Annotated in this window: 26 protein-coding genes; 17 read left to right on the top strand and 9 right to left on the bottom strand. The window is 52.1% G+C overall.

Annotated elements, in window-relative coordinates:
- Positions 1-63: 63 nt before the first annotated feature.
- Positions 64-1,233 (top strand): MFS transporter, encoded by a 1,170-nt coding sequence (locus tag TK_RS01095; RefSeq protein ID WP_011249178.1) that lies wholly within the window; start codon positions 64-66, stop codon positions 1,231-1,233.
- 8 nt (positions 1,234-1,241) lie between these two features.
- Here the strand turns inward: TK_RS01095 and TK_RS01090 are convergent, their stop codons facing one another.
- From TK_RS01090 to TK_RS01075, 4 genes are all read right to left on the bottom strand, one after another.
- Positions 1,242-1,610, bottom strand: coding sequence for a nucleotidyltransferase domain-containing protein (locus tag TK_RS01090; RefSeq protein ID WP_011249177.1), 369 nt, complete (start codon positions 1,608-1,610; stop codon positions 1,242-1,244).
- Positions 1,585-1,998 (bottom strand): HEPN domain-containing protein, encoded by a 414-nt coding sequence (locus tag TK_RS01085; RefSeq protein ID WP_011249176.1) that lies wholly within the window; start codon positions 1,996-1,998, stop codon positions 1,585-1,587. The genes TK_RS01090 and TK_RS01085 overlap by 26 nt, the downstream gene beginning before the upstream one ends.
- A 76-nt stretch (positions 1,999-2,074) precedes the next feature.
- On the bottom strand, positions 2,075-2,551 hold the full coding sequence (locus tag TK_RS01080; protein WP_011249175.1) for a hypothetical protein: 477 nt from the start codon (positions 2,549-2,551) through the stop codon (positions 2,075-2,077).
- Positions 2,548-3,789: a nucleotidyltransferase family protein gene (locus TK_RS01075; RefSeq protein WP_011249174.1), complete on the bottom strand. Its 1,242-nt coding sequence runs from the start codon at positions 3,787-3,789 to the stop codon at positions 2,548-2,550. The genes TK_RS01080 and TK_RS01075 overlap by 4 nt, the downstream gene beginning before the upstream one ends.
- Positions 3,790-3,918: 129 nt before the next feature.
- On the opposite strand from TK_RS01075, the gene nadC reads away from it, so the two are divergent.
- The 7 genes from nadC to TK_RS01040 all read left to right on the top strand — a co-directional run bounded on the left by nadC (position 3,919) and on the right by TK_RS01040 (position 11,320).
- The gene (gene nadC / locus TK_RS01070) at positions 3,919-4,752 is read left to right on the top strand and encodes a carboxylating nicotinate-nucleotide diphosphorylase (protein ID WP_011249173.1); all 834 of its coding nucleotides are present in this window, start codon (positions 3,919-3,921) and stop codon (positions 4,750-4,752) included.
- Between the two features lie 115 nt (positions 4,753-4,867).
- Positions 4,868-5,875 (top strand): pyridoxal 5'-phosphate synthase lyase subunit PdxS, encoded by a 1,008-nt coding sequence (pdxS, locus tag TK_RS01065; protein WP_011249172.1) that lies wholly within the window; start codon positions 4,868-4,870, stop codon positions 5,873-5,875.
- A 32-nt stretch (positions 5,876-5,907) separates the two neighbouring features.
- Positions 5,908-6,501, top strand: a complete 594-nt coding sequence (gene pdxT / locus TK_RS01060; RefSeq protein ID WP_011249171.1) for a pyridoxal 5'-phosphate synthase glutaminase subunit PdxT — start codon at positions 5,908-5,910, stop codon at positions 6,499-6,501.
- Positions 6,502-6,696: 195 nt separating this feature from the next.
- Positions 6,697-8,427: a DUF4932 domain-containing protein gene (locus tag TK_RS01055; protein ID WP_011249170.1), complete on the top strand. Its 1,731-nt coding sequence runs from the start codon at positions 6,697-6,699 to the stop codon at positions 8,425-8,427.
- A gap of 111 nt (positions 8,428-8,538) precedes the next feature.
- Positions 8,539-10,518, top strand: coding sequence for a formate dehydrogenase subunit alpha (fdhF, locus tag TK_RS01050; RefSeq protein ID WP_011249169.1), 1,980 nt, complete (start codon positions 8,539-8,541; stop codon positions 10,516-10,518).
- Between the two features lie 56 nt (positions 10,519-10,574).
- Complete coding sequence (locus TK_RS01045) at positions 10,575-10,835, top strand: UPF0175 family protein (protein ID WP_011249168.1); 261 nt, start codon at positions 10,575-10,577, stop codon at positions 10,833-10,835.
- Complete coding sequence (locus TK_RS01040) at positions 10,832-11,320, top strand: DUF3368 domain-containing protein (protein ID WP_011249167.1); 489 nt, start codon at positions 10,832-10,834, stop codon at positions 11,318-11,320. The genes TK_RS01045 and TK_RS01040 overlap by 4 nt, the downstream gene beginning before the upstream one ends.
- On the opposite strand, the gene purF is transcribed toward TK_RS01040, so the two are convergent.
- Complete coding sequence (purF, locus tag TK_RS01035; RefSeq protein WP_011249166.1) at positions 11,310-12,659, bottom strand: amidophosphoribosyltransferase; 1,350 nt, start codon at positions 12,657-12,659, stop codon at positions 11,310-11,312. The two genes, TK_RS01040 and purF, sit on opposite strands and share 11 nt — an antisense overlap.
- A gap of 176 nt (positions 12,660-12,835) precedes the next feature.
- Between purF and purC the strand changes: the two genes are divergently transcribed.
- Positions 12,836-13,543, top strand: a complete 708-nt coding sequence (gene purC / locus TK_RS01030) for a phosphoribosylaminoimidazolesuccinocarboxamide synthase (RefSeq protein ID WP_011249165.1) — start codon at positions 12,836-12,838, stop codon at positions 13,541-13,543.
- On the opposite strand, the gene TK_RS12090 is transcribed toward purC, so the two are convergent.
- Both TK_RS12090 and purM read right to left on the bottom strand, forming a co-directional pair.
- On the bottom strand, positions 13,515-13,679 hold the full coding sequence (locus TK_RS12090; protein ID WP_011249164.1) for a hypothetical protein: 165 nt from the start codon (positions 13,677-13,679) through the stop codon (positions 13,515-13,517). The genes purC and TK_RS12090 overlap by 29 nt on opposite strands.
- 32 nt (positions 13,680-13,711) lie before the next feature.
- Entirely contained in the window at positions 13,712-14,716 is a 1,005-nt protein-coding gene (purM, locus tag TK_RS01025) for a phosphoribosylformylglycinamidine cyclo-ligase (RefSeq protein WP_011249163.1), read from the bottom strand.
- A gap of 117 nt (positions 14,717-14,833) precedes the next feature.
- Here purM and purT point away from each other — a divergent pair, with 117 nt between their 5' ends.
- A complete protein-coding gene (gene purT / locus TK_RS01020) occupies positions 14,834-16,123 on the top strand; it encodes a phosphoribosylglycinamide formyltransferase 2 (protein ID WP_011249162.1) in 1,290 nt (429 codons plus the stop codon).
- A gap of 390 nt (positions 16,124-16,513) precedes the next feature.
- On the opposite strand, the gene TK_RS01015 is transcribed toward purT, so the two are convergent.
- Positions 16,514-17,275: a hypothetical protein gene (locus TK_RS01015; RefSeq protein ID WP_232500589.1), complete on the bottom strand. Its 762-nt coding sequence runs from the start codon at positions 17,273-17,275 to the stop codon at positions 16,514-16,516.
- Positions 17,262-17,927, bottom strand: coding sequence for a hypothetical protein (locus TK_RS01010; protein ID WP_011249160.1), 666 nt, complete (start codon positions 17,925-17,927; stop codon positions 17,262-17,264). Before TK_RS01010 ends, TK_RS01015 begins: the two co-directional genes overlap by 14 nt.
- A 113-nt stretch (positions 17,928-18,040) precedes the next feature.
- Here TK_RS01010 and purD point away from each other — a divergent pair, with 113 nt between their 5' ends.
- The 7 genes from purD (at position 18,041) to TK_RS12275 (ending at position 24,242) form a co-directional block, all read left to right on the top strand.
- Complete coding sequence (gene purD / locus TK_RS01005; RefSeq protein WP_011249159.1) at positions 18,041-19,336, top strand: phosphoribosylamine--glycine ligase; 1,296 nt, start codon at positions 18,041-18,043, stop codon at positions 19,334-19,336.
- A gap of 1 nt (position 19,337) precedes the next feature.
- Entirely contained in the window at positions 19,338-20,480 is a 1,143-nt protein-coding gene (locus TK_RS01000) for a formate--phosphoribosylaminoimidazolecarboxamide ligase family protein (RefSeq protein ID WP_011249158.1), read from the top strand.
- Between the two features lie 10 nt (positions 20,481-20,490).
- Positions 20,491-20,733, top strand: a complete 243-nt coding sequence (gene purS / locus TK_RS00995) for a phosphoribosylformylglycinamidine synthase subunit PurS (RefSeq protein ID WP_011249157.1) — start codon at positions 20,491-20,493, stop codon at positions 20,731-20,733.
- Position 20,734: 1 nt separating this feature from the next.
- Positions 20,735-21,406: a phosphoribosylformylglycinamidine synthase I gene (gene purQ / locus TK_RS00990; RefSeq protein ID WP_011249156.1), complete on the top strand. Its 672-nt coding sequence runs from the start codon at positions 20,735-20,737 to the stop codon at positions 21,404-21,406.
- Positions 21,407-21,485: 79 nt separating this feature from the next.
- Positions 21,486-22,982 (top strand): PEP/pyruvate-binding domain-containing protein, encoded by a 1,497-nt coding sequence (locus tag TK_RS00985; protein WP_011249155.1) that lies wholly within the window; start codon positions 21,486-21,488, stop codon positions 22,980-22,982.
- 28 nt (positions 22,983-23,010) lie between these two features.
- The gene (locus TK_RS12280) at positions 23,011-23,724 is read left to right on the top strand and encodes an MFS transporter (RefSeq protein WP_048053637.1); all 714 of its coding nucleotides are present in this window, start codon (positions 23,011-23,013) and stop codon (positions 23,722-23,724) included.
- A complete protein-coding gene (locus TK_RS12275; protein WP_011249153.1) occupies positions 23,721-24,242 on the top strand; it encodes an MFS transporter in 522 nt (173 codons plus the stop codon). The genes TK_RS12280 and TK_RS12275 overlap by 4 nt, the downstream gene beginning before the upstream one ends.
- Positions 24,243-24,295: the final 53 nt, after the last annotated feature.

Raw genomic sequence — 24,295 nt, 5'->3', positions numbered from 1 at the left:
CCGAAAATTATTTAAAGTTTTTTCACTCAAAGCACGACACTTTAGGCCTTCGGAGGGTTCTTTATGCGCTGGAGCGAAATTCCCAGGGAAGCCAAGGCCTATATGATCTACCACACCCTCATAGCCCCGGGACTAATAACGTGGACTCTCTTCCCGCTCTACCTTATGATGACGGGCTACTCCATCCTTGAGGTCGGGGTGTTCTTCACGATAGTGAACATCGCCTCGATCCCGCTCACCTACCTCTTCGGCAGGCTCTTCAACCGCTGGGATATCAAAAAGGGCCTCATAGTGATAGACATCCTCGATGGAATAGCCTACGTCATGTACGGCCTCGCCAAGGGAGCGATAGCGCCGCTGATGCTCTTCGGCGGCAAGGTGATCGACAAGCTTTCCACTCTGTTATACCCTCTCTACCAGGCCTACGAGCAGATAATCTACCCTGAGGACAAATACGAGGAGATATTCGCCTGGCATCTAAGATTGCCCGAGATAGCTACTTTGGTGAGCTTTCCGATAATGGGCTACCTCCTCGGATATGTGTACAATAGGCCGGAGCACTACCGCCTGACCTTCCTCTTCTTCGGCCTCTTCTCGGTTGTAACTGTCGCTTACCTCTGGCTCTTCCTGCCCCCTGTGGGCAAGGAGGAGAGGATAACCCCGGAGGGGTTCACGTTCAAAGCGGGTGAGTTTAAGCGCCTCCTTGCATTTGAAACGCTATTAACGCTGGCGTGGGGGCTAGCTCCTGAGTTCGTCCTCATAAACTACGTCGTCTTCGTTCTTCACAAGACGGTCTTCGAGATAACGCTGATAGCGGTTGCGAGCAGTCTTCTTAGAATAGCAGGCACATACGCCAGCGAGAGGGTTCCAAAGAATAAGGGCTTCCACGCGATAGCTTTGGGAATGTTCCTAAACGCCCTCTACGCCTTCGTGATGGCCCTTGCCCCACCTTTCTGGCTCGCCCTGGTCGTTTACGCCATCGGAGACTTCGGCAACGCGCTCTGGTTCCCGTTCTACCGCTCGTGGCTCTTCAAGCTCATTCCAAAGGAGAGGACAACAGAGTTCCATGCGGCCCTTTCGAGCTACCGGAAAGTTCTTGGACTCATAACTCCGATCACAGCCGGTTTCCTTGCGAGCATTCACCCCACGCTGCCCTACGGTGCAAGCCTTGCTGGATTCATAGTGGCTGGATTGTTCCTCCTGTGGATCGCAAAGAAGAGAGGAAGACCTTAAGTTTTGCTTCATTCCACTTTTTTCAGCTCGGCTTTCAGCAGTTTTACGTACCGCTCGAATCCCTCTTCATCAACGATGTGGAATTCAAAGGGGTGATAATCGGGCAGGCCTGCGAGCTCTTCGATCCTCGCCTCAAGTTCAGCCCTCTCGCGGAGGCTTTTTGGGACTTTTTGAACCTTTATCATCAGATCAACGTCACTCCCAGCGGTGAACTTCCCGGTCAGGACGCTGCCAAAGACGTAGAGCTCGCACTTACCAAAGACTTCCTCGCAAGCCCTCTTTATCGCTGGAAGGTAGCGCTTGTAGTTCTTTATCATTAGGTACCTCTTCCTCCCGCGCTCGATCATTGCCTCAATGGCTCTTCCTTTCGAACTCATCCGCTAGACCCTCCACGAAGTCCCTAACTTCCCTCACGAACTCCATAAGCTCCTCCGCGTCCTCGCGGTAGTAGCGCCGCGGCTCATACCTCGCCCCTATGTATGCATCCTCAAGCTCTCTGAGAAGGCTCCGGTGCGACCTTATGAAGTCAGCTACCTTCTCTTCCGCTTCAAGGGCTTTCCCAAGGGCCGCCAGAAGCTCCCTTACCGAGTGAGTTCTGAGTCTCACGTCAGCGTATTTAATCAGAAGGGCTTTGAGGTAAAACTGAATCGCTTGTTCTGTCAGAAAAATCGCGGCGTCGTACTTCTCTTCATCAAAAGCAGAATCAGCAAGCTCCATGTAGTCCTCTGATCTTTGAAGGAGAACCTCAACTTCTTCGTAGTGCATCGTCCCACCGAAGTTAGTTTGAGTACCAGAAATTAATACCTTTCGATTGAGAGTCAAAGCTGGGGATGCAAGTCCCTCAGCACACCCAGGGCTTGAGCATCAGTGCCGATGTGGTTAAAAACCACGTGAAGACAACCAGAGCGAGCTCGTGAAGGCGTTTTTCGTAGTAGTCTTGCTGAAGGAGATACGACAGGTCGGTTGCGAGGGAGAGGAAGTAGAGCATCGTTACAAAGCCTCCAGCATAAAGAGTCTTGCAGAGGCCGACCGGGACGAGGAGGAGACCGAAAAGCAAGTGGCTCTTCGCGTGCTCTCTCAGGGCTTCGTAGCGCTCAAGGAGGAGATAGCCGAGGAGGAGAGGGGCTATCAAAATGGCTAGGGCGAGAATCCAGGTGGAGGTAACGCAGTAAAACTTAACGCAGGGGATCCCGCCAACCCTTTGGGTAGTCAGGTAGAGGTCAGCGACCTTCCTGTGGATTCCGAGGGATGCCTCAACAAGAAAGACGAAAAAGGAATACGCCACTAATAAGACTGGCTTTACTCCAATCTTAATCATCTTCTCGGCACACCCGTCCTAACGGTGTAGTGCTCAAGCGTTGCCCCCCTCTCCACGAACTCGTGTGGCCAGATTTTGACGTTGTACATCCTCACGTTGTCCTCTATGACGGCGTTGTCGCCGATTACGGAGTTTACGATTCTCACGTTGTTCCCAATCTCGACGTGGCGACCTATTATGGAGTTCACTATCCTAACGTTGTCTCCGAGCTTCACCCTGTCCATGACAACGGAGTGGAGGATCTCGCAGTTCCTCCCAACGATCGTGTAGTTGTCTATAACAGCGTCCTCAAGTGCAGTCCCCTTTCCGATGCTGATGTGCCTGCCCAGGAGCACCTTACCCTCCACGATGAGCTTCCCAGTCTTTATCATCTCCCGGAACTTCCTCCGGAGGTCTTCGGACATCTCCGATTTGCCCTGCATGTAAACGTCGTGGGTTATTTCAACGGCCTCCATATCCTCGGGTGAAAGGTGACGGAGCAGGTACATGGCGGCGTTGAGATACCTCTCAGGCGTACCTACGTCAAACCAGTAGCCCTCCATCGGATAGCCGTAAACCTCGTAGCCGTGCTCTATGAGGGCAGGGATTATGTCACCTCCAAAGTCCAGCCTCCGAGTTTCCTTCATCTCCTTTGCCCATCCCTCGTTGAGGAACTCCCAGAAGTTCTCAGAGAGGATGTAAATCCCTGTGTTGGCGAGGTTGCTGGGTGCCTGCTCCGGCCTTGGCTTCTCGACGAAGTATTCAATCCGGTAGTCATCGTCTATCTTTGCCACACCAAAGCCTGTGACGTCTTCAACCGGCTGGAGGGCAATCGTCATGAAGGCGTTTTTCTTCCTGTGCCACTTGTACATGTCCTGGATGTTGAGCTGGTAGATGTTGTCGCCCTGGATAACTACCACAGGTTCTTTTATCCCGTAGTACTCCATTGTGTACCAGACAGCGTCGCCGTTGGTGGTGCTCTCATAGCGCGGCATGTAGCGGATTCTAATTTCTTTTTCAAGGCCATATTTCTTCTGCAGCCAGTAGCCCTCTCGAAAGTAGTCAAAGAGCGTCGTGTAGTTCACATAGCCCCTAACCCCAAGGTAGACCTCCTCAATTCCGTCCTTCGCGAGACTGAGAATGGAGTGCTCCAGAATGGGCTTGTTCAAAAGCCTGACCAAGCCCTTAGAAGTCTCTATCGTGAGAGGGCGGAGCCTCGTGGCGTCTCCACCTATGGGGATGACGGCTTTCTTTATCATGGTGGCCCACCGTTTAACTTTGTCACAAGTAAATAAAAAAGTATCCCCTCCGAAGGGAAAATGGCAGTGATTAAGGCAAAATCAGAAAACAAAATAAAGAGAGAACTAGAGTGAGAACTGGTGAGAGTGATGGTTCCGCTCGAGTATCTGCTCAGGTTCATCGAGGAAGACGCGCCCTTTGGAGACGTCACAAGTGAGGCCGTGATTCCTGAAGATATGAAGGCAAGGGCAGTCATCATAGCAAAGCAGAATGGTGTCATAGCCGGCGTGGAAGAGGCCAAAGCGCTTTTCGAACACTTTGGGGTCAAAGTAGAGGTTAAAAAACGGGACGGAGAGTTAGTTGGGAAGAGAGACGTTATACTCGAGCTTGAGGGCAACGCGAGGGCGATTCTCCTGGTGGAGAGGACCGCCCTGAACGTAATGGGGAGGATGAGCGGAATTGCAACTGAGGTCAGGAAGCTCGTGGAGAAAGTCAAGAGCGTGAACCCCAAAGTCAGAGTCGCCGGGACGAGAAAGACCCTCCTCAAACCCATAGACAAGCGTGCACTCCTCATTGGAGGCGGAGAGACTCATCGCTTCTCTCTCAGCGACGCGATACTCATAAAGGACAACCACCTTGCCTTAGTTCCCCTTGAAGAGGCTATAAAACGCGCCAAGGAGTTCTCCGTCTACAAGGTTGTCGAGGTTGAGGTCGAGAGCCTTGAAGATGCCCTGAAAGCAGCGAGAGCAGGGGCCGATGTGGTAATGCTCGACAACATGAAGCCTGCTGAAATAGCGGAGGTTATCGAAGCCCTCAAGCGCGAAGGCCTGAGGGAGAAGGTCAAAATAGAAGTTTCCGGTGGGATAACCCCCGAGAACATAACTGAATACGCGAAGCTCGACGTTGACGTCATCAGCCTTGGGTATCTCACGCACTCGGTCAAGAACTTTGATGTAAGCCTTGAGATAATTGGCAGGCTTTGATGAACTTTTTCGCTCTTCGCCAATACTTTTTAAACATCTTTCGACATCACTCACCGTTCGTTAAGGGAAGACTTATATTATAGAGTTTAGAATTCTCATAACCGAGGTGTGGGATATGGGAAAGCTGGACGTTATTCAGGCTAAGGGTACCGAGAGGCTGAAGAGGGGATTCGCCAAGATGGTGAAGGGCGGCGTCATAATGGACGTCACCAACGCCGAGCAGGCGAGAATTGCCGAAGAGGCAGGAGCCGTTTCCGTCATGGCCCTCCACCGCGTTCCCGCTGACATCAGGAAGGCCGGCGGTGTCGCCAGGATGGCTCCTATCGAGAAGATACAGGAGATTATGGACGCGGTAACCATTCCGGTGATGGCGAAGGTCAGGATTGGCCACGTCGCCGAGGCGAAGATACTCGAGGCCCTTGGCGTGGACATGATAGACGAGAGCGAGGTTCTTACTCCCTCAGACCCGTTCTTCCACATAGACAAGCGCGAGTTCACAGTACCCTTCGTCTGCGGTGCGAGAAACCTCGGTGAGGCCGTCAGGAGAATATGGGAAGGCGCCGCTATGATCAGAACCAAGGGCGAGGCCGGAACCGGAAACATAGTTGAAGCCGTCAGGCACGTCCGCCTCGTGGCTGAGGGCATCAGGCAGATCCAGGCCATGACCGACGATCAGGTCTACGCCGTTGCTGAAAAGTTCGCGGAACCCTACCTCAGGCTCTCGCTCAACGTCAAGGAGATAGCTGGACTTCCGCAGAGAGTCCTCGACAACGAGCCGATCTACGGCCACTACACCTACCGCGAGATCGTTGACGGGCTCTACAAGATACTCCTTGAGATAAAGAAGCTTGGAAGGCTTCCGGTTGTCAACTTCGCGGCAGGAGGTGTCGCAACCCCCGCCGATGCCGCGTTGATGATGCAGATGGGAATGGACGGTGTCTTCGTCGGCTCTGGAATCTTCAAGAGCTCCAACCCGCCGAAGATGGCGAAGGCTATCGTTGAAGCCGTCAACCACTGGGACGAGCCTGACGTTCTCGTCGAGATCAGCAAGGAGATAGGCGAACCAATGCGCGGCCAGGACATCGAGGAGCTTGAGGTAAGACTTGAGGAGAGGGGCGTCTGAGCCTTTTTCTTTCACTCTTTTGGGGTGGTAGTATGGTCAAGGTAGGTGTCATTGGCCTTCAGGGAGACGTGGAGGAGCATATCTGGGCTGCTAGGAGAGCCCTTGAAAACCTCGGCGTCTCTGGAGATGTTATCTGGCTAAAGAAGCCGGAGCAGCTTGAGAACATCTCGGCCATCATAATCCCTGGAGGAGAGAGCACCACAATCTCAAGACTCATGGTGAAGAACGGCCTCTTCGAACCTGTAAAGAAGCTCGGCGAGGAAGGTCTTCCCATCATGGGCACCTGTGCAGGTCTGATAATGCTCTCAAAGGAGGTTATCGGCGCTACCCCGGAGCAGAAGTTCCTCGAACTTCTCGACGTGAAGGTTAACAGGAACGCCTACGGCAGGCAGGTGGACAGCTTCGAGGCCCCAATAAAGCTCGCCTTCAGCGGCGAACCATTCCCGGGTGTCTTCATTCGCGCCCCGAGAATAGTGGAGCTCCTCAGCGAGAGGGTGAAGCCGATAGCCTGGCTTGGGGACAGGGTCGTTGGAGTTGAGCAGGACAACATCATCGGCCTTGAGTTCCACCCAGAGCTGACCGACGACACGAGGGTGCACGAGTACTTCTTGAGGAAGGCAGTTTGATTTCGCTTTTTAGATCGTTCACTTAATTTTTGAAGGCCATCATTTACTGCATAGCTTTTAAACAAAGATCTCATCCCCCGAACAGTTTACAAGAAGAGTTTCCAAAAATTACGTGCACTCTTTTTAAACAACTATTTAACCAAATAAGAAAATCTATTAAAGACAACAGCTCAAATAAGATACTGATGAATAAAAGTGAAGCCCAAAATAGAGACGCTGTTGGTGTTTTTCCTCGTTGGAATCGTTGTGGCAGCAGGATGTATTTCTTCGAACACTACCCAGCCTTCTACCGAAACTGGTACTACCAGCACCACGGAACTTGGGAGGGATTCCAACTCCACAACAAATACGGCGAGCTACGCAACAGCAAACCACACCGCAGATATAACTGTCGAGATTAATCCAAATCTGGAGCTGTTCTCGGTCGTGTACATTCTCGCTTTCAATGGAAGCGATCCTTTCATAATGGCCCCCAAGGAGTACATACAGGATGTTTTAACTTATTTTGGCCCGTACAATGACAGTGTAGTCGTTGGATATGTTCGTGATGTATTTGGCCCGTCACTCCCGTATTACACTAGGGACTATTCAATAATGAAATTTGGCAACAAATTGGCGAAGTTAGAATACCTTGGGAACATAACCAACGATAGTGTGTTGGCAGTAGATTTGAGGCTCTTATCAGAGTTTGCCAGAGAGAGCAACTTCAGTGCATTTTATCGGGCACATCTGAAAGAATATTCAAAGGCGACTTCCAATATCTCAGCATACATAAACTGTGCAATCCCTATATACTGGCGTTTTTTCGGAAAGTGGTACACCAAGTTCAGGATTGAAGCTTCGTACTCAGTATGGATACACCCCCACGCCAGTTGGGAGAATGAAACCAGTTATTACATCGGATGGATCTCGCATAATACGACTCCCCGCAGACTTTACGGTCAGGTTCGCAGGATGTTCCATGAGTTTGCACATCCCTTCGTGGGGGAGTTCCTGGATGAAAACTTCCAGCTTTTTGAGGGCATGGACTACTACTTAGACGAAATCAAAAAAGAACTGCCAGCGTTGACCACCTACGATACACCCCATTACGGTTCCTTCTCTAGGTATCTTAATGAGTTATTAACCGAAAGCATAGCAAAGTACGCGGCTCTAAAGTGTGGCATACCCAAAGACTACATGACTTACTCAACGTTGCTGATGTCAATGTATTTCCCTCCACTATCCAAACTCCTCGAAGAGTACGATGTTGTGTGGAAGACCAACAGCACTTTGCCTCAGTACGCACCCACATTGGCCGAACACATGAGAACGTGGGCGACTCCAACCAACATAAGCACCCTCTACTGGGAGCTCTCTCCAGTAACATGGGACCATGAGTGGAACACTGCCTTCCATTACGGTCGGGTGGTTATAGTCCCCGGATCGAGTGAACAAGAAAGAGAAGCCGCTAAAACCATTAAGGATGCCCTCGAGGACTCTTACAATGAGGAGTTTGGCCAAGCACCATCAATAGAGATAAAAGCCTACGATGAGCTGACTCCCGAGGATACCAAGGCCAACTTGATCCTCATTGGAACGCCGCAGACAAACGACCTAGTGAAAGAGCTCAACGACGGACTTCCGGTGAAGTTCGTTTTCAATGGATCGTGGATTCTCCAGAGAGACAGCGCATCAGTGAAAGAGTTTTTCTCGTTTGAAATTACAAACCAGTCCGTGAAGCAGTTGCCACTGGAGTATCCAACACCCTCCCCCTGGGGAGTTATAGAGACCATAAGAAACCCCTGGAACGACAGGACTTACATCACAGTATTAGCTGGGACAAACGAATCCTTAATAATGCAGGCATTTTGGCGGGGGTTTCCAAGCTATGTCCTGGTTGGGGACAACTACTTTGAGGTTGGGTTCTACATACAAGGAGGATAGCACAGCGAAGCTTTCTCAATTTTTTAGTCGTGAAATTAATTAGCAATTCTTTTTCAATTTTTACCAAAAAACTTTTTAGTTTTGACTTTTTCTTGCCAAACAGGTGGTAGCGTGAAGAAGGTCGTCTGTCCTTACTGCGGCTTTGGCTGCAAACTTCTCATTGATCCCGCCACACTTAAAGTAAAGCCATACAAGGGCGAGCCAAACAAAGGAAAGCTCTGTCCCAAGGGCTTATATTCTACTGAGATCGTCAAATCCAGAGACAGACTCAAAAGACCGCTCAAGCGCGTCGGCTCAAAAATAGTTCCAATAAGCTGGGGGCAGGCGATGGAGGAGATATCGAATAAGCTTTTGGAGGTAAGGGAACTTTACGGCCCCGATGCGGTTGCCTTTCTGGCGTCTTCCAAGGTCTCCAACGAGGAGAACTACCTGCTCCAGAAGATAGCGCGCCTCTTCGGCACGAACAACATAGACAACTGTGCAAGGCTGTGCCACGAGGCCTCCGTTCATGCCCTCAAGCTGGCCGTTGGTACGGGGGCGCAGACCAACCCCTACGAGGACATACCGAAGTTCAAATCCGTCCTGATCTGGGGATACAACCCAGCCGAGACCCACCCAGTCGTCATGGACTATATTCTGAGAGCAAAGAAGAGCGGTGCCAAGATTATAGTCGTTGACGTGAGGGAAACGAGGACGATGGCCTTCGCTGACCATAGGCTCATAATAAGGCCCGGGACTGACATAGTCCTAGCCAACGCTCTCGCTCATGTCATAATCGAGGAGGAGCTCTACAACGAGGAGTTCATCCGGAGCAGGACAACTGGCTTCTCTGAGGTAAGAATGGCGGTCAAAAAGTACACTCCAGAGTACGCCGAGAGGGCAACTGGAGTTCCTGCAGAAAAGATCAAGGAAGTGGCGAGGGATTTCTCCCTGGCCGGAAGCGGGGCAGAGATGTGGGGGATGGGGTTAACCCAGCACGTTTCAGGTGTAGAGAACGTGCTCGCGCTCATAAACCTCGCACTGCTTCTCGGTTACATCGGCGAGAGGGGAGGCCTCTACCCGATGCGCGGCCAGAACAACGTGCAGGGGGCCGCTTATATGGGCGCTCTGAGCGAGTTTTTACCCGGCTACGTCCCGCTCACTGACGGGAAGTTCAGGAAGAGAGTTGCAGGGCTCTGGGGCGTTGATGACCTCCCGACGGAGAGGGGCCTCTACCTCACCGAGCTGTGGGATGCGATAGAGAAGGGCGACGTTAGGGCACTCTACATCGTCGGCGAGAACCCGGCTGTCAGCGAGGCCGACTTCATGAGGGTTAGAAGGGCCTTAAGGAATCTTGACTTACTCGTCGTCCAGGACATCTTCCCCACGAGGACGGCCCGCTATGCCCACTATCTCCTTCCAGCTTCGGCCTTCTGTGAGAAAGCTGGAAGCTACATGAACAGCGAGAGGAGAATTCAATGGAGCGAGAAAGTCTGCGAGCCAGCATACGACTCAAAGCCCGACTGGGAGATACTGACGATGCTCGGAAAGGCACTCGGTCTGCCTGGCTTTAACTACACCTCAGTTGAGGAAATAACCGCCGAGTACTTCAGGTTATTCCCGGAGCTTGAGGAGAAGAGCGTAGAGGAGCTGAAGAACTCGGACGGAATCTTCCTGCCGAAGAAGAGGCTTCACACCTGGGAGTTTGCAACGCCGGATGGAAAAGCCCGCTTCATGGCAGTTGAGTGGATACCTCCCTGGGAGGGCCCAGACGATAAGTACCCCTTTGTCCTCACGACGGTCAGGCTTATAGGTCACTACAACACCGGGGAGATGACGCTGAGGAGCCCGTCACTTGTCAGACTCATGGGCGAGCCAAAAGCACTGATAAGCCGTGAAGATGCTGAGAGACTCGGGATACAGAACGGGGACTGGGTAGAGGTGGAGACGAGGCGCGGGAAGATCAGAATGACGGCGGAGATTGGGGACGTGCCCCAAGGAGTTATCGCCGTCCCCTTCCACTTCAAGGCCAACAAGCTGACGAGCCATGCGCTAAACAAGGCCGGAACGCCAGAATTTAAGTTCGCGGCGGCTAGGGTTAGGAAAGTCTAATCGCCCCGTCGCCGACATATTTTTAGGGCTCAAAAACAACTGGATATGGTGGGAAGATGGGAGAAGTCACCGTTGTCATTCCCTCAGACCTCTCGCGAATCCTCAGAGTCGATGAGAAACAGCTACCAAAGCTTGTCAGGATATACCTCGCCGTTGAACTCTATCGGGAGGGCGTAGTTAGCCTTGGAAAGGCGGCAGAGATTGCTGGGGTCACCAAAGCAGAGATGATGGAAATTCTGGCCTCCAAGGGCGTTCCTTTGAACTACACTGAGGAAGATCTCCAGGAGGACATAGAAACCCTGGAGAGGTTACTATGATAGTTGTATCCGACTCCGGACCGCTAATAGCCCTTGCAAAGATTGAAAAACTGGAACTTCTACGAGAGCTGTTTGGTGAGATTGTCATCCCCCGAGCCGTATGGGCAGAGGTAGTAGAGAAGGGCAGAGGCCGTCCTGGCTCCCGGGAAGTGAGCGAAGCAGAATGGATAAAGGTTCAGGACGTAAACGACAGGTTGAGCGTTGAAATCCTCATGAAGGAGATCGAGATTGGAGAGGCCGAGGCCATAGTGCTCGCCAGGGAGCTGAACGCGGATTTGCTGGTTCTCGATGAGAGGATCCCGAGGATCATAGCGAAGTCCCTCGGAATAAAGGTTGCGGGAACCCTGGCGCTGCTTTTCATCGCCAAAGAAAGGGGCCTCCTAAAAGAAGACCTCGAACCCCTGTTGCTTGAGCTCAGGACCAAAGGAGTCCGCTTCAGCGATAAGGTTGTTGAAGCTTTGAGGAAGCGGTTCATTAAAACCTGAAGGCCCACTCAGGGTACTCCCCTGTGAGGCACGCCAGGCATAGGTCTTTCTTGCCAACAGCCCTGATAAGGCCCTCAACGCTTAAATATGCCAGGCTGTCAGCACCTATCGCTCCCCTCACCTTCTCAACGCTCCCGAAGGCAGCTATAAGTTCGTGCCTCGTCGGGATGTCTATACCCATGTAGCAGGGGTGCCTTATAGGCGGCGACGCTATTCTCACGTGCACTTCCTTCGCTCCCGCTTTCCTCAGAAGGGAGACTAGTCTCCTCATGGTCGTCCCCCTGACTATGGAATCATCAACGAGAACGACTCTCTTTCCGTTGATGACCTCCCTCACGGGCGAGAGCTTGAGCTTTACCTTAAGCTCCCTGTAGAACTGGCCGGGGGTTATGAAAGTCCTCCCGATGTAGCGGTTCTTTATCAGCCCCTCCGAGTAGGGTATCCCGCTTTCCATCGAAAAGCCCAACGCTGCTGCCCTCCCAGAGTCGGGAACCGCTATCACAACATCTGCATCGGCGGGACTCTCCCTAGCAAGTTCCCTTCCCATCTTCACCCTCGCATGATAGACGTTCACGCCGTCTATTGTGCTGTCTGGCCGGGCGAAGTAGATGTACTCGAAGACGCAGTGGTGGTGCTTCTCCCTCGCCAGAACTCTACTCTCCACACTCCCTTCCGAGAGTAGAAAGACCTCACCCGGCCGAACGTCCCTTATTTCCCCGCCCTCAGTCTCGTCAACGAAAAGCCTCAAAGCCGAATCCTCGCTCGCAAAGTAGTGGCCGTCTCCAATCCCATAGCTCAGGGGCCTGAACCCTACGGAATCTCTCGCTACGAGGATTTTGCCGTCGAAGAGCAGAGCAACCGAATAAGCGCCCTTAACCTCGTTAAAGACTTCTCTCATGGCCTCAAACTCGTCGCCGGTCTCATTCAGGTGCCAGAGAAACGAAATCCCAAGAAGTTCAGAATCAACGGAGTGGTGAAACCTAACCCCCCTATTCTCATAACTCTTTCTCAGAGGGAGAAAGTTCGTGAGGGTGCCGTTGTGGGCAACTGCTATCCTCTTTCCACAGCACTCCGTTTCAAGAGGCTGAGTCTCGCTGAGAGAGCCGGATGTGGAGTAGCGGACGTGACCGATCGCGAGGTTGGAGCGAAGGGATGAGAGGGTTTTCCCATTGAAAACGTCCTGGATAAGCCCCCTGCCAGCGACGGTTCTTATCCTGTGCTTCCATACACTTATTCCGGCGCTCTCCTGGCCGCGGTGCTGGAGGGCTATCAGGGCGTAGTATGCTTTCTTCGGCGCGTTCTCTGAGAGTGCTGCAAAGACCCCGCACTTTTCGCGCATTGCTCTCACCGGGCACCTTCTTGAAAGGGGTTTTTGATTTAAACATGCTAATTTAAACGTTTCATGCGATAGTCTTTTGCAGATTCAAGTTTAAAAACTTTGCCCAGTGATTGACATTCTAATGGCAAAAAAATTCTTAAAAAGAACAAAGTTTTTACATAAAAATGGTGATTAGCGTGGACGTCTACGAAGGAAAGGCCAAGAAAATAATCCCTCTCGATGACGGTAAGGTCATTATGGAGTTCAAGGACGATGCGACCGCTTTTAATGGCGAGAAGAAGGCCCAATTCAGAGGAAAGGGCTGGCTCAACGCCCAGATAAGCGCCCATCTTTTCAGGGTTCTTGAGGCGAGCGGCATAAAGACACACTTCATTGGGGTTGCCGGAGACAACAGGCTCATAGTCGAGAGGCTGAAGATGTATCCCCTTGAGGTTGTGGTGCGGAACGTCGTTGCTGGAAGTCTAAAGAAGCGCCTCCCGCTTGAGGAGGGCACTGAACTCCCAGAGCCGATAATAGAGTTTTATTACAAGAACGATGACCTTGGGGACCCCATGATAAACCAGTACCACGCCAGAGTCCTGGGTGTGGGTGAGAGCGAACTTAAAGAGATGGAAAAAATTGCCCTTCAGGTGAACGATGTCCTGAGAAAGTACTTCGCGGAGAGGGGGATAATCCTGGTTGACTTCAAGCTGGAGTTCGGAAAGAACACGAGGGGCGAAATAGTCCTCGGCGACGAGATAAGCCCCGACACCTGCCGCTTCTGGGATGCCGAAACCAAGGAGAGCCTCGACAAGGACGTCTTCCGCTTCGGCAAGGGCGATCTCATCTCCGCCTACGAGAGGCTCTATGAGAGGATCACAGGCGAAGCTCCCGTTCGTAGGTAATCATGACGGTGTAGCAGCCCTTATCGTCCTCTTTTATTTCTATGCCTTTCAGGGCAGTGCCGTACTCCTCAACGGCCGTTTTAACAACGTCCGGAAGCTCCTCAAGGAATGCCTTCTTCCTAACCGTCAGCTCCATGATATCACCGAAGAAAAAAGAGGAATGAGACGTTAAAGTTTTATCCCATAATTCTCGACCCTTATTCCAGGCTCTCCCACAACCTTTCCGAGCTCGAAGCTCTCGAAGTGTCTGTTTAGGAGCTGGAGGGCCTCTTCCTTCTCCTCCCGCGGGACAACGGCAACCATCCCGACGCCCATGTTGAAAACGCGGAACATCTCCTCAAGAGGGACGCCGTTCTCATAGATTAGCCTGAAGATTCCCTCAATAGGCGGCATCTCAATGGAGAAGCCGAAGGAAGTAAGGCGCTTGAGGTTGAGAAGGCCCCCTCCTGTTATGTGTGCCAAGCCGTGCACCTTAACGTTCTCGATAAGCTCAAGGACGGCCTTGACGTAAATCCTCGTAGGTTCGAGGAGCCACTCCCAGAGCTTTTTCCCCTCGTACTCGTAGTCGAGACCGTACTTGGGGATGAGGAGCTTTCTAGCAAGAGTAAGACCGTTGGAGTGTATTCCCGAGCTCTTTATTCCAATCACAGCATCCCCCGGCCTGATTTTCTTCCCGGTAATCACCTTCCTCTTCTCAACGACTCCGATGGCCGTTCCAGCCAGATCAAAGCCGTTGATTAGATCAGGCATCACAGCGGTCTCGCCTCCGACGATAGCTATTCCAGCCTGCCTTGCCCCCTCGTATAGGCCCTGCGCTATCCCCTCGAACACTCTTTCATCCGGCTCTTTAACGGCAAGATAGTCAACCAAAGCGACCGGCTCGGCCCCAACGCAGAGCAGGTCGTTTACGTTCATCGCTATCATGTCTATTCCTATCGTGTCGAACTTCCCGACGGCCTCAGCCACCAAAACCTTCGTCCCAACTCCGTCCGTAGTAATGGCAAGATAGAAGTCACCAAAGTCCATTAAGGCCGCGTAGTGGCCGAGGTCTTCGGCCGGCTCTCCGAGCTTACCCCTTCTGAACTCGAAAGTCCCCTTGGCAAGAGAGATTATGCTTTTCAAGGCCCTCGAAGTCTTTTCATCATCGACTCCCGCCTGAGCGTAGGTCAGCATGAGCACCACCGGGGAGAGTTGGAGAAACGGCTTAAAAAGTTTGCCATTTTCATGACTAAAAAGGCTTAAATATCTTAAGTTTTTAACATTTAAACGTTAAAACAAGGGGTGGTGCTCATGATAAGGCCCCGCGATGAACTTGGAACTGCCACGACTGATTCCGCTCAGAAGATAGTCCTCCTCGGGAGCGGAGAGCTCGGGAAGGAGATAGCGATCGAGGCCCAAAGGCTGGGAGTTGAGGTCATCGCCGTTGACCGCTACGCCAACGCCCCAGCTATGCAGATTGCCCACCGCTCCTACGTGGGAGACATGAGGAAAGCAGACTTTCTCTTTTCAGTCGTCGAGAGGGAGAAACCGGATGCGATAATTCCAGAGATCGAGGCTATAAATCTAGATGCCCTCTTCGAGCTTGAGAAAGACGGCTACTTCGTAGTTCCGAACGCCAAAGCAACGTGGATAGCAATGCACCGCGAGAGGACGAGGGAGACCCTGGCAAGGGAAGCGAAGGTTCCAACTTCCAGATACACTTATGCCTCAACTCTCGACGAGCTCTACGAGGCCTGTGAAAAGATAGGCTACCCCTGCCACACCAAGGCCATAATGAGCTCCTCGGGGAAGGGCTCCTACTTCGTCAAAGGCCCTGAGGACGTCCCGAAAGCCTGGGAGGAGGCCAAGAAGAAAGCCAGGGGAAGTGCCGAGAAACTCATCGTGGAGGAGCACATAGACTTCGATGTGGAGATTACGGAGTTAGCTGTGAGGCACTACGACGAAAACGGTGAGGTAGTAACTACTTTCCCCAAGCCCGTTGGCCACTATCAGATTGACGGCGACTACCACTCGAGCTGGCAGCCAGCCGAGATAAGCGAAAGGGCCGAGAGGGAAGTTTACAGGATAGCGAAGCGCATAACGGACGTTCTCGGCGGACTGGGCATCTTTGGCGTCGAGATGTTCGTGAAAGGCGATAAGGTATGGGCAAACGAGGTCTCCCCGAGGCCCCACGACACCGGCATGGTGACTCTGGCATCTCACCCCACTGGATTTTCGGAGTTTGGACTTCACCTTAGGGCAGTTCTCGGACTCCCGATTCCAGGCGAGTGGGTAGACGGTTACAGGCTCTTCCCTATGCTTACTCCAGCGGCCACTCACGTCATAAAGGCCAACGTTTCCGGTTATTCACCGCGCTTTAGGGGGCTGGCAAAGGCTCTCAGCGTCCCGAACGCCACAGTGAGGCTCTTCGGCAAGCCCGAGGCCTACCCTGGAAGGAGGCTCGGCGTTGCAATAGCGTGGGACAAAGACGTGGGAGAGGCAAAGAGGAAGGCCGAAATGGTGGCCCACTCGATAGAGCTGAGGACGAGATCAGCTAACTGGCACTCCCAGGACTACGAGAAGAGAAAGCACTTACTCTGACGCCTGTTTTGATTCTTCAATTTTCTTCCGCTTCGAACTGTTGAATGTTATTACAAAGTTATGAACACCTATGGCAAAAATTAAGTGATGTGGGCATTCCTTAGATACGGTTCTGGCCATTAACAAAATGAGCATATATGCTGATTAGTCCAATGATTTGGACAATATCCGAAAAATTTAAATAGTCCGGAGAATAGCACTACACGCTGGTAAGTTACGTGGGTGTACTAAAATCAGCAGGGTTAAGTAAAGGGGATGTAACCAGGAATCAAGTTCGAATAAGAGAGTGGAATGGGAGAGGAAGGTAAAATTGAGAATGGGGATCCTCCCCCACTCTTAATTCTTCTTTGTTTTTGCCGATTAAAAGGCTCGAGATAAAAATTCAAAATCCTAATCAGTCCTCTTCATCTCAATGCCATTCCGGGTGAATGAGTACTCGAATGATATAACATCAGACACCCCCGGGGCCTTGAGTATGCACATATAGCGCTTTACCCCCTCTTCGGTGAGCTCGCTCCTCGTTCTCACAACGTAATCGACCCTCCTGTAAAGGGACGAGAACACACGATCGGGCTTTCCAGAAAAGACCCATATGTTAGTGCCCGTTGGGTATTCTCTGTAGGCCCTGTGGCGTCTCCTAATCTCAGCAGAGACCTCGAAGTAGCTCAGGGCGTTGGCTTCCCCGAAAATATTTGAATACTCCGAAAGGTCCATAGCCACTCCCCATAGCTCCCTGCCCTCAAACATGTTCTCCTTCTTCCAGAGCTCCTTGTGTGCCCTGACGACCTCAGCGTATTTCCTGGACAGAAGCTCATAGGAGAGGGAACCTGAAAGGTACCAGACACCGCGCCTCTCTATCCTCGGGCCGTAAAGACTTCCAAAGGTATCCACTATTGCTAGGTTGAGCGAATCAAGGTACTCATCAACATTAATGCCCCTCTTTTTCATGATCTCAATGAGGATTGGAAGAGCATGGCTGATGTTGAAGAACCCTACCAGGTTATCGTTCTCAAGCTTATTCTTCATGAACTCAAAGACTAGCTCACGGCCGAGGGAGCGAGGGTCTTCCTCGTGAAGCAGTATGTATGAGTGCTCCTTAACCCCACCAAGGGCCTCGTCTAGAGGCTTTATCCCGAGTTTAATCATGTTCATCACCCTCAAAAGGATCGAAAACCTCGGGTTCAAGTCCCTTCGTTACGTATGCCTTTCTCTTAAACATCTCTCTCGTAACCTCGACCACAATATCGGAGAACGTGTAGATAAAGTCCTCTATCTCGGGGCAGTCTGTACTGTCATAGACCAGTATGGCCCTAATGTCTGGGATTTTACTCGTCACTTCAGTTTTTGTACTCCATACCAACTGGTAGGTCTTCCTGGGGTTCTTGAAGAGCTTGCAGGTCCCAGAACTCAAATACGTAAAGAGCCAGATACGGCTGGCCGATATTTTCTCGGATAGAGTTCTTACAAAATCACTGTACTTGGTGACAAAAACACCGTCGTCAAGGTACCCGCTCAGCTGATAAACGTGGGGGAGATTCCGATCTATCCCCTTAAAGCTCCCGAAGACATCAAAAACTACAAACTTCTCCCCAAGCACATCTTCCAGAGAAATCCCTACTCTTTCCAGGTTAGACCTGAAAACGAGGAGTGGCTCGTAGAGAACCACAAAGACAGGCTCTTCACGCCTTATAAGCTCTTTGAGAAGCCTTACCCCAATAACGTCCCCGTTGGAATCGGGCCCCCTCGCAATAACTGTGAGTACTCCGTTTTCAGGAACAGAATCAACCAACCTTGAAAGCCCCATAGGTGTCCCCTCTCCAGTAGTTAGGAGCAACTTCTATTAAACAGTTTTTTGCCAATTAAATGTAAAAATAAAGCTTAAAAACCTCAATTTTTTACACAAAAATGGTGAAACTCATGCGCGTTCTGCTCGTGGGTGCAGGTGGGAGAGAAAACGCGATCGCTGAAGTCCTTGCCAGAGATGCTGAGCTTTACGTTGTGGCAGGCCACAAAAACCCCGGAATCGCGAGGCTCGCAAAGGACTACGCCCTCGCGAAGGAAACCGACGTCCCGAGAGTCCTCGACTTTGCCCTCAAGTGGGGAGTAGATATGGCCTTCATCGGTCCGGAGGCGCCCCTTGAGAAGGGCATCGTCAACGTTCTGGAAGAGAACGGGGTTCCAACGGTAGGACCCACAAGGGAAGCGGCCATGCTCGAGACCAACAAGGCCTTCGCGAGGTGGCTGATGGAAGAGTACAAGATTCCCGGAAGGAAGCTCTTCAAGGTCTTCGACGACGTTTCAGAGATGAAATCCTGGATCGACGACTTTGGAAGGCCAGTTGTCGTCAAGCCCCTTGGCCTCACGGGTGGAAAGGGTGTCAAGGTCGTCGGCTACCAGCTGAAGGACAACGAGGAGGCTAAAGCCTACGCCGAGGAGCTGATAAAGAGGGACGGAAAAGTCCTCATCGAGGAGCGCACCGACGGCGTGGAGTTTACCTTCCAGGTCTTCACCGACGGGAAGAGAGTCGTCCCAATGCCCCTCGCACAGGACTACCCCCACGCATACGAGGGCGACGTAGGACCGATAACAGGGGGTATGGGTTCTTACTCCTGCGAAGACCACCGACTACCGTTTATAACTAAAGAAGACTACGAGAAAGCTCTTGAGACACTCAAAGCCACTGTGGAAGCCATGAGGAAGAACGGAACCCCCTACAAGGGCATCCTCTACGGCCAGTTCATGCTCGCCAAGGACGAGCCGAAGATAATAGAGTTCAACGCCCGCTTCGGCGATCCAGAGGCAATGAACGTCCTGCCGATTCTGAAGCGTTCTCTCGTTGAGATCGGCGAGGAAATAGTGGACGGCAACCTGAAGGGAGCAGAATTTGAGCGGAAGGCAACGGTTGTGAAGTACATCGCTCCAAAAGGCTACCCAACCAACCCGGTAAGGGGAATAAAGCTTCACGTGGATGAGGCCAAAATTAGGGAGGAAGGGGCTAGAGTCTACTACGCTTCCCTCGACGAGAACTTCAGGATGCTCGGCTCAAGGGCTTTGGCCGTTGTTGGAATTGCTGACTCGCTGGAGGAGGCCGAGAGAATAGCCTCAGCTGGAATAAGGCACGTAAGGGGGGAAATTTTCTACAGGAAGGACGTGGGGACGAGGGAGAGCATAGCAAGGAGAATAGAGCTTGTTAGGGCTATGAGGGGTGAGTGAAATGATCGAACGGAAGCAAATTCTTGAGGTTCTTGAAGGGTATGAGAAGGATAAGATAAAGGTGGGCGTCATCGGGAGCCACTCGGCCCTTGACATAGCCGATGGCGCCAAGGCCGAAGGTTTTAAGACAATCGTGGTTGCCCAGAGGGGGCGGCACAGGACTTATGCGGAGTACTTTAAGGAGAAGAAGACGAGAGACGGCCTGACTAAGGGCTTCATTGATGATGTAATCGTTCTTGAGAAGTTCGGTCAGATAATCGAGGTTCAGGAAGAGCTGAGGAAGAGGAACGTTATCTTCGTTCCGAACCGCTCCTTTGTTGTCTACACTGGCATTGACAGGGTTGAGAACGAGTTCCTTGTGCCTCTCTTCGGGAGCAGAAACCTTCTGAGAAGCGAGGAGAGGAGCGAGGAGAAGAGTTACTACTGGCTCCTTGAGAAGGCAGGGCTGCCTTACCCAGAACCCGTTAAGCCGGAAGAAATCGACGAGGTAGGCCTCGTCATAGTCAAGCTCCCCCACGCAAAGAAGAGGCTTGAGAGGGGCTTCTTCACGGCCGCTTCCTACAGGGAGTTCAGGGAGAAGTCAGAGCGCTTAATGAAGCTTGGCGTCATCACAGAGGAAGATCTCGCCAAGGCTAGAATAGAGCGCTACATAATCGGCCCGGTCTTCAACTTCGACTTCTTCTACTCGCCGCTCGATGAGGAGATAGAGCTCCTCGGAATAGACTGGCGCTTCGAGACGAGCCTTGACGGCCACGTTAGGCTTCCAGCGAGCCAGCAGCTCACACTTCCAGAGTGGCAGTTCGAGCCCGAATATACCGTCACAGGTCATGCATCCTCAACTCTCCGTGAGTCCCTTCTGGAGAAGGTATTCGACATGGCCGAGAAGTACGTCGAGGCAACAAAGAGATACTATCCACCCGGAATAATCGGGCCGTTCACGCTCCAGACCGCTGTGGACAAGGATCTGAACTTCTACATCTACGATGTGGCACCAAGAACTGGGGGAGGAACTAACATCCACATGGCGATGGGACATCCCTACGGCAACGCCCTCTGGCGGAAGGAGATGAGCACGGGAAGAAGGGTTGCGCTCGAAATCAAGAGGGCAATTGAGCTGGACGAGCTTGAGAAGGTCGTTACGTGAGGTGATGAGGATGAAGTGGAAGGTTAAGGTCATCGTAAGGCTCAAGGAAGGTCTCAACGACCCAGAGGGAAGGGTCATAGGAAACGCCCTGAAGAACCTCGGGTTCAGCGTGGAGAACCTGCGCGTTCCCAAGTACTTCGAGTTCGAGCTTGAGAGCGAAAGGCCGGAGGAAGAGGTCGAGGAGATGTGCAGGAAGCTACTCGCCAATCCCCTCATCCACGAGTGGGAGTACAGCATAGAGCCGGTGAGCTGACATGGTCAAGTTTGCCGTCGTTGTCTTTCCGGGAACGAACTGCGACTTCGAGACTGAGAGAGCTATACGGAAGGCTGGGGCGGAAGCTGAGCGAGTGTGGTACAAGACCTCGCTTAAGGACTTTGACGGCGTCGTCCTTCCCGGGGGCTTCAGCTACGCCGACTACCTAAGGGCAGGGGCTATAGCAGCTCGTCAGGAGATAATTGAGGAAGTGAAGGAGTTCGCCCGAGATGGGAAGCCCGTCCTCGGGATATGTAACGGCTTTCAGGTTCTGACTGAGGCCGGCCTTTTACCCGGGGCGTTGAGGCCGAACAAAGTTCCGAGGTTCATCTGCAGGTGGGTGCACCTCAGGGTCGCCGATACCGAAACCCCATTTACCCAGTTCTACGAACCCGGAGAGGTCATCAGGATGCCGATAGCCCACGCCGAGGGCAACTACTACGCTGACGACCCCTCAAAGGTCAGAATCGCCTTCCAGTACAGCGACGAGGAAGGCAACATCACGGAGGAAGCGAACCCGAACGGCTCGCTCCTCAACATAGCGGCGATAGCAAACGAGAATGGCAACGTCCTCGGAACGATGCCTCACCCAGAGAGGGCGAGCGACCGCTTTTTGGGCAGTGAGGACGGGCTGAAGCTGTTCAGGAGCATGGTGGAGTGGGCGAGGAAGTAACTTCTCAAATTCTCCTTCTTTGCACTCTTTGCCAAAAACCTTTTTAGTGTAGTGTTCCCTTCACTAAAGGGGATTATAAATGTTCGTCCGCTCGCTTTCCGCTGGGGGCAGCGTGAATGAAATTGGGAACAAGGCCCACCGTCTTTCGATCCTCGCAAGGTACTTCAACGTCCCCACTGGCTTCGTGGTGACCACGAGGGCTTACGACCTCTGGAAAGAGGAAGGAAAGCTCCCCCAAGAAGTCGTGGAAGAAGTGAAGGACTACTTCACCTCTCCCTACCTCCTCGAAGGAGAGTTTCCAGTAGTCGTGCGCAGTTCCGCGACAGTCGAGGATAGCTCCAAGGCAAGCTTTGCAGGGGTTTTCGAGAGCGTTACGGGGATAAACTCCTTCAACGACTTAATCGAAGGAATAGAGAGGGTCTTTAAGAGCGCCAGTTCGAAGAGAGTTAGGACTTACATGGAGCGGATGGGCCTAAGTGGACAGTCGAGGATGGCGGCGATAGTCCAGAGGGAGATAACACCCGAGTTCGCTGGTGTGCTCTTTACACGCTCGTCCACAGAACCGGAAAAAGCTTTAGTCGAGTTCGTAAGAGGAAGCGGCGAGGAGCTTGTGGGTGGTAGAAAAAGCGCTGAGCGGGTTTTGCTTCCAAGAAACCCGGAAGAGGTTAATGACGAGCTTATGAGGGAGCTTCTCACCGTGGGTCTTGAAGTTGAGTCCCTCTTCGGAAGGCCGCAGGATATAGAGTGGGCCTACGACGGGACGCTCTGGATACTCCAGTCGAGGGACATAACGGTGCTCGGGCAAAACAGAGAAGCAGGAGATATAAAAACCGAGAACTGGTACGCTCTAAAGGGCATCCCGGCGAGCCCTGGAGTGGCGAGAGGTAGGGCGCGGTTTGTGCTGGACGACCAGCCCCCAGAAGAGGCCGAGATGATTTTTGGGGAAGGCGAGGTTCTCGTTACCTACGTTCTCCACGCCGAGCACTACAACCTCTTCGCGAAGGCCGCAGGAATAGTGACGAAGGTGGATAGCATTCTCTCCCACCCGGCGATAATAGCGAGGGAGCTCGGAATTCCCTGCGTGGTCGGGGTTGACGTTGAAGCGATAAGGGACGGCGATGAGGTAATCGTCGACGGAAATAAAGGTGCTGTTTACGTCAGGAACCCAAAGAGGGTGCTAAAGGGTGTTGAACTCTGGAAATCAAGCTACCGCGAGGATGAAACCGTGAGGGAGCTAAAAGAGGAGTACCTGAAGGCCCTGGAAAAACTCTCGTCGGAGGAACTGGAGAACGTCATTGTGGGGGCTTTTTCACTCGTTAGAGAGCATTATCTAATGGACAGAGAAAAGGCCTTCAACGTCTACTACTTCATAAACTGGCTTATGGAGGAGGAAACGCCGAGGCTTTTAGCTAAGCGCTTCGATGTTATAGACATCTTTTCGCGCGCGGATAGGGGAGAAAAGCCAAGAACCAATGAGGAGGAGAGGCTCTTCGAAATCTACCGGCTCCTCAAGGCATTCATAAACTACACGGACGAGAGGGTTAGGGACATTCCAAGGTTGCTGTTCGGAGTCTAAGGCAGGGTTGGAGCGTGTGGTGCTGATTATGGAAGTTCCAAGCCTAAACTCCAAAAAAGACCTCCTTACGCGGAAGAACTTCCCCTATCTGCTTATCAACCAGCTAATCTCAAGAATCGCCGAATACCTCTTCTTCATCGGCGTAGTCTTCTACATTTACAACCAGTCTTCCACAGCGGACACTTCGGGGGTGTTCATTGCAAAAACACTGGCGCTTTTACTACTCTCGCCAGTAGTTGGAGTGATCGTGGACAGACACGGCAGAAAAAAGGTTATGGTAACCTCAACCCTTCTCAAAGCGGTTTTCGTGCTGTCTCTCGCCGCGGTTTTTAACTCCTCCATCAGCATCTATCTTCTCCTGTATCTGTACTTTGTCACCTTCCTGCTCGATGCCTGTTCGCTGTTTTTTGGAACTGCCCGCTCCGCAATAATCCCCTCAATAGTCAAAACTGACCAGCTTAAAACAGCCAATTCGCTGTTGACATTAGCCGATGACCTGATAGATACTCTGGGCCCCACGCTCGCTTCCCTCATGATCCTTGCGATTGGTAGGGAACGCACGCCCCTCTTAGCGGCCATAATCTTTGGGATCTCGGTGATACTCCTAAAGAAGCTTGATGTGGTTGAAGAGCCGTCCTCCGACATGGAGGACAGCTTTCTGGAGGAGGTTAAATTAGGCCTGGCATTCGTTAAAACGTCCAGGCCTGTGCTAACTCTTCTTTTAATCTCCGGGGGCTTATGATAGGCGGGGGAATAATAAACGTGCTTTTGGTTCCCTACTCGGCGGGCTTGTCAGCTTCGGCCGAGGTCGGCTACGGCGTCCTGCTCACGGCCCTCGGTGCGGGATTCTTCATAGGAAGTTTTCTGATGAGCCTCCTTGGGGACAGGTTCTCTGATGAGACGACGTTCATCGCTGGCCTCTTTATGACGGCACTCGCCCCAATAATGTGGAGCCAGGTGGGTTATCTGTCCCTGGCGGCAGCGATAGGAGTCTTTAACGGCGCCGCTAACAGCGTTCTCAACATTTCCCTACAGACGCTGTTCCAAAAGACGGTTCCCTCTGATCTTTTAGGGAGGGTCTTGTCCTTTGAGTACTTTCTGACTTCGGCATTCTCCCTTGTTTCAATGGCAGGGGGAGGAGTGCTCGCAGACAAAATGGGGGTCAGTTTCGTGCTCCTCACGGCAGGCATCATGGAATTGGCCATAGCGGTCTCTGCATTCTGGCTTGTAGCCTATTTTAAACGTGATTTAAGAGTTTAGAAGCAAACGTGTATTGACATTTTTTCGTCAAAATAAACCTTAAAAACTCAAAA

The sequence above is a fragment of the Thermococcus kodakarensis KOD1 genome, assembly GCF_000009965.1.
GTDB classification, from domain to species: Archaea; Methanobacteriota_B; Thermococci; order Thermococcales; family Thermococcaceae; genus Thermococcus; species Thermococcus kodakarensis.
This window is presented reverse-complemented; position numbering and strand designations above follow the sequence as displayed.

Excerpts from the sequence above, each read along its gene's own strand:
- nadC (WP_011249173.1), top strand. The coding sequence starts at position 3,919 with ATGGTTCCGCTCGAGTATCTGCTCAGGTTCATCGAGGAAGACGCGCCC.
- purT (WP_011249162.1), top strand. The coding sequence starts at position 14,834 with ATGATAAGGCCCCGCGATGAACTTGGAACTGCCACGACTGATTCCGCT.
- TK_RS12275 (WP_011249153.1), top strand. The coding sequence starts at position 23,721 with ATGATAGGCGGGGGAATAATAAACGTGCTTTTGGTTCCCTACTCGGCG.
- purF (WP_011249166.1), bottom strand. The coding sequence starts at position 12,659 with ATGCGCGAAAAGTGCGGGGTCTTTGCAGCACTCTCAGAGAACGCGCCG.
- TK_RS01010 (WP_011249160.1), bottom strand. The coding sequence starts at position 17,927 with ATGGGGCTTTCAAGGTTGGTTGATTCTGTTCCTGAAAACGGAGTACTC.
- TK_RS01090 (WP_011249177.1), bottom strand. The coding sequence starts at position 1,610 with ATGAGTTCGAAAGGAAGAGCCATTGAGGCAATGATCGAGCGCGGGAGG.
- TK_RS00985 (WP_011249155.1), top strand. The coding sequence starts at position 21,486 with ATGTTCGTCCGCTCGCTTTCCGCTGGGGGCAGCGTGAATGAAATTGGG.
- TK_RS01095 (WP_011249178.1), top strand. The coding sequence starts at position 64 with ATGCGCTGGAGCGAAATTCCCAGGGAAGCCAAGGCCTATATGATCTAC.
- TK_RS01045 (WP_011249168.1), top strand. The coding sequence starts at position 10,575 with ATGGGAGAAGTCACCGTTGTCATTCCCTCAGACCTCTCGCGAATCCTC.
- TK_RS12090 (WP_011249164.1), bottom strand. The coding sequence starts at position 13,679 with ATGGAGCTGACGGTTAGGAAGAAGGCATTCCTTGAGGAGCTTCCGGAC.
- purM (WP_011249163.1), bottom strand. The coding sequence starts at position 14,716 with ATGCTGACCTACGCTCAGGCGGGAGTCGATGATGAAAAGACTTCGAGG.
- pdxT (WP_011249171.1), top strand. The coding sequence starts at position 5,908 with ATGGTCAAGGTAGGTGTCATTGGCCTTCAGGGAGACGTGGAGGAGCAT.
- purQ (WP_011249156.1), top strand. The coding sequence starts at position 20,735 with ATGGTCAAGTTTGCCGTCGTTGTCTTTCCGGGAACGAACTGCGACTTC.
- TK_RS01040 (WP_011249167.1), top strand. The coding sequence starts at position 10,832 with ATGATAGTTGTATCCGACTCCGGACCGCTAATAGCCCTTGCAAAGATT.
- purS (WP_011249157.1), top strand. The coding sequence starts at position 20,491 with ATGAAGTGGAAGGTTAAGGTCATCGTAAGGCTCAAGGAAGGTCTCAAC.
- TK_RS01080 (WP_011249175.1), bottom strand. The coding sequence starts at position 2,551 with ATGATTAAGATTGGAGTAAAGCCAGTCTTATTAGTGGCGTATTCCTTT.
- TK_RS01075 (WP_011249174.1), bottom strand. The coding sequence starts at position 3,789 with ATGATAAAGAAAGCCGTCATCCCCATAGGTGGAGACGCCACGAGGCTC.
- TK_RS01085 (WP_011249176.1), bottom strand. The coding sequence starts at position 1,998 with ATGCACTACGAAGAAGTTGAGGTTCTCCTTCAAAGATCAGAGGACTAC.
- purD (WP_011249159.1), top strand. The coding sequence starts at position 18,041 with ATGCGCGTTCTGCTCGTGGGTGCAGGTGGGAGAGAAAACGCGATCGCT.
- TK_RS01000 (WP_011249158.1), top strand. The coding sequence starts at position 19,338 with ATGATCGAACGGAAGCAAATTCTTGAGGTTCTTGAAGGGTATGAGAAG.
- TK_RS12280 (WP_048053637.1), top strand. The coding sequence starts at position 23,011 with ATGGAAGTTCCAAGCCTAAACTCCAAAAAAGACCTCCTTACGCGGAAG.
- TK_RS01015 (WP_232500589.1), bottom strand. The coding sequence starts at position 17,275 with ATGAACATGATTAAACTCGGGATAAAGCCTCTAGACGAGGCCCTTGGT.
- pdxS (WP_011249172.1), top strand. The coding sequence starts at position 4,868 with ATGGGAAAGCTGGACGTTATTCAGGCTAAGGGTACCGAGAGGCTGAAG.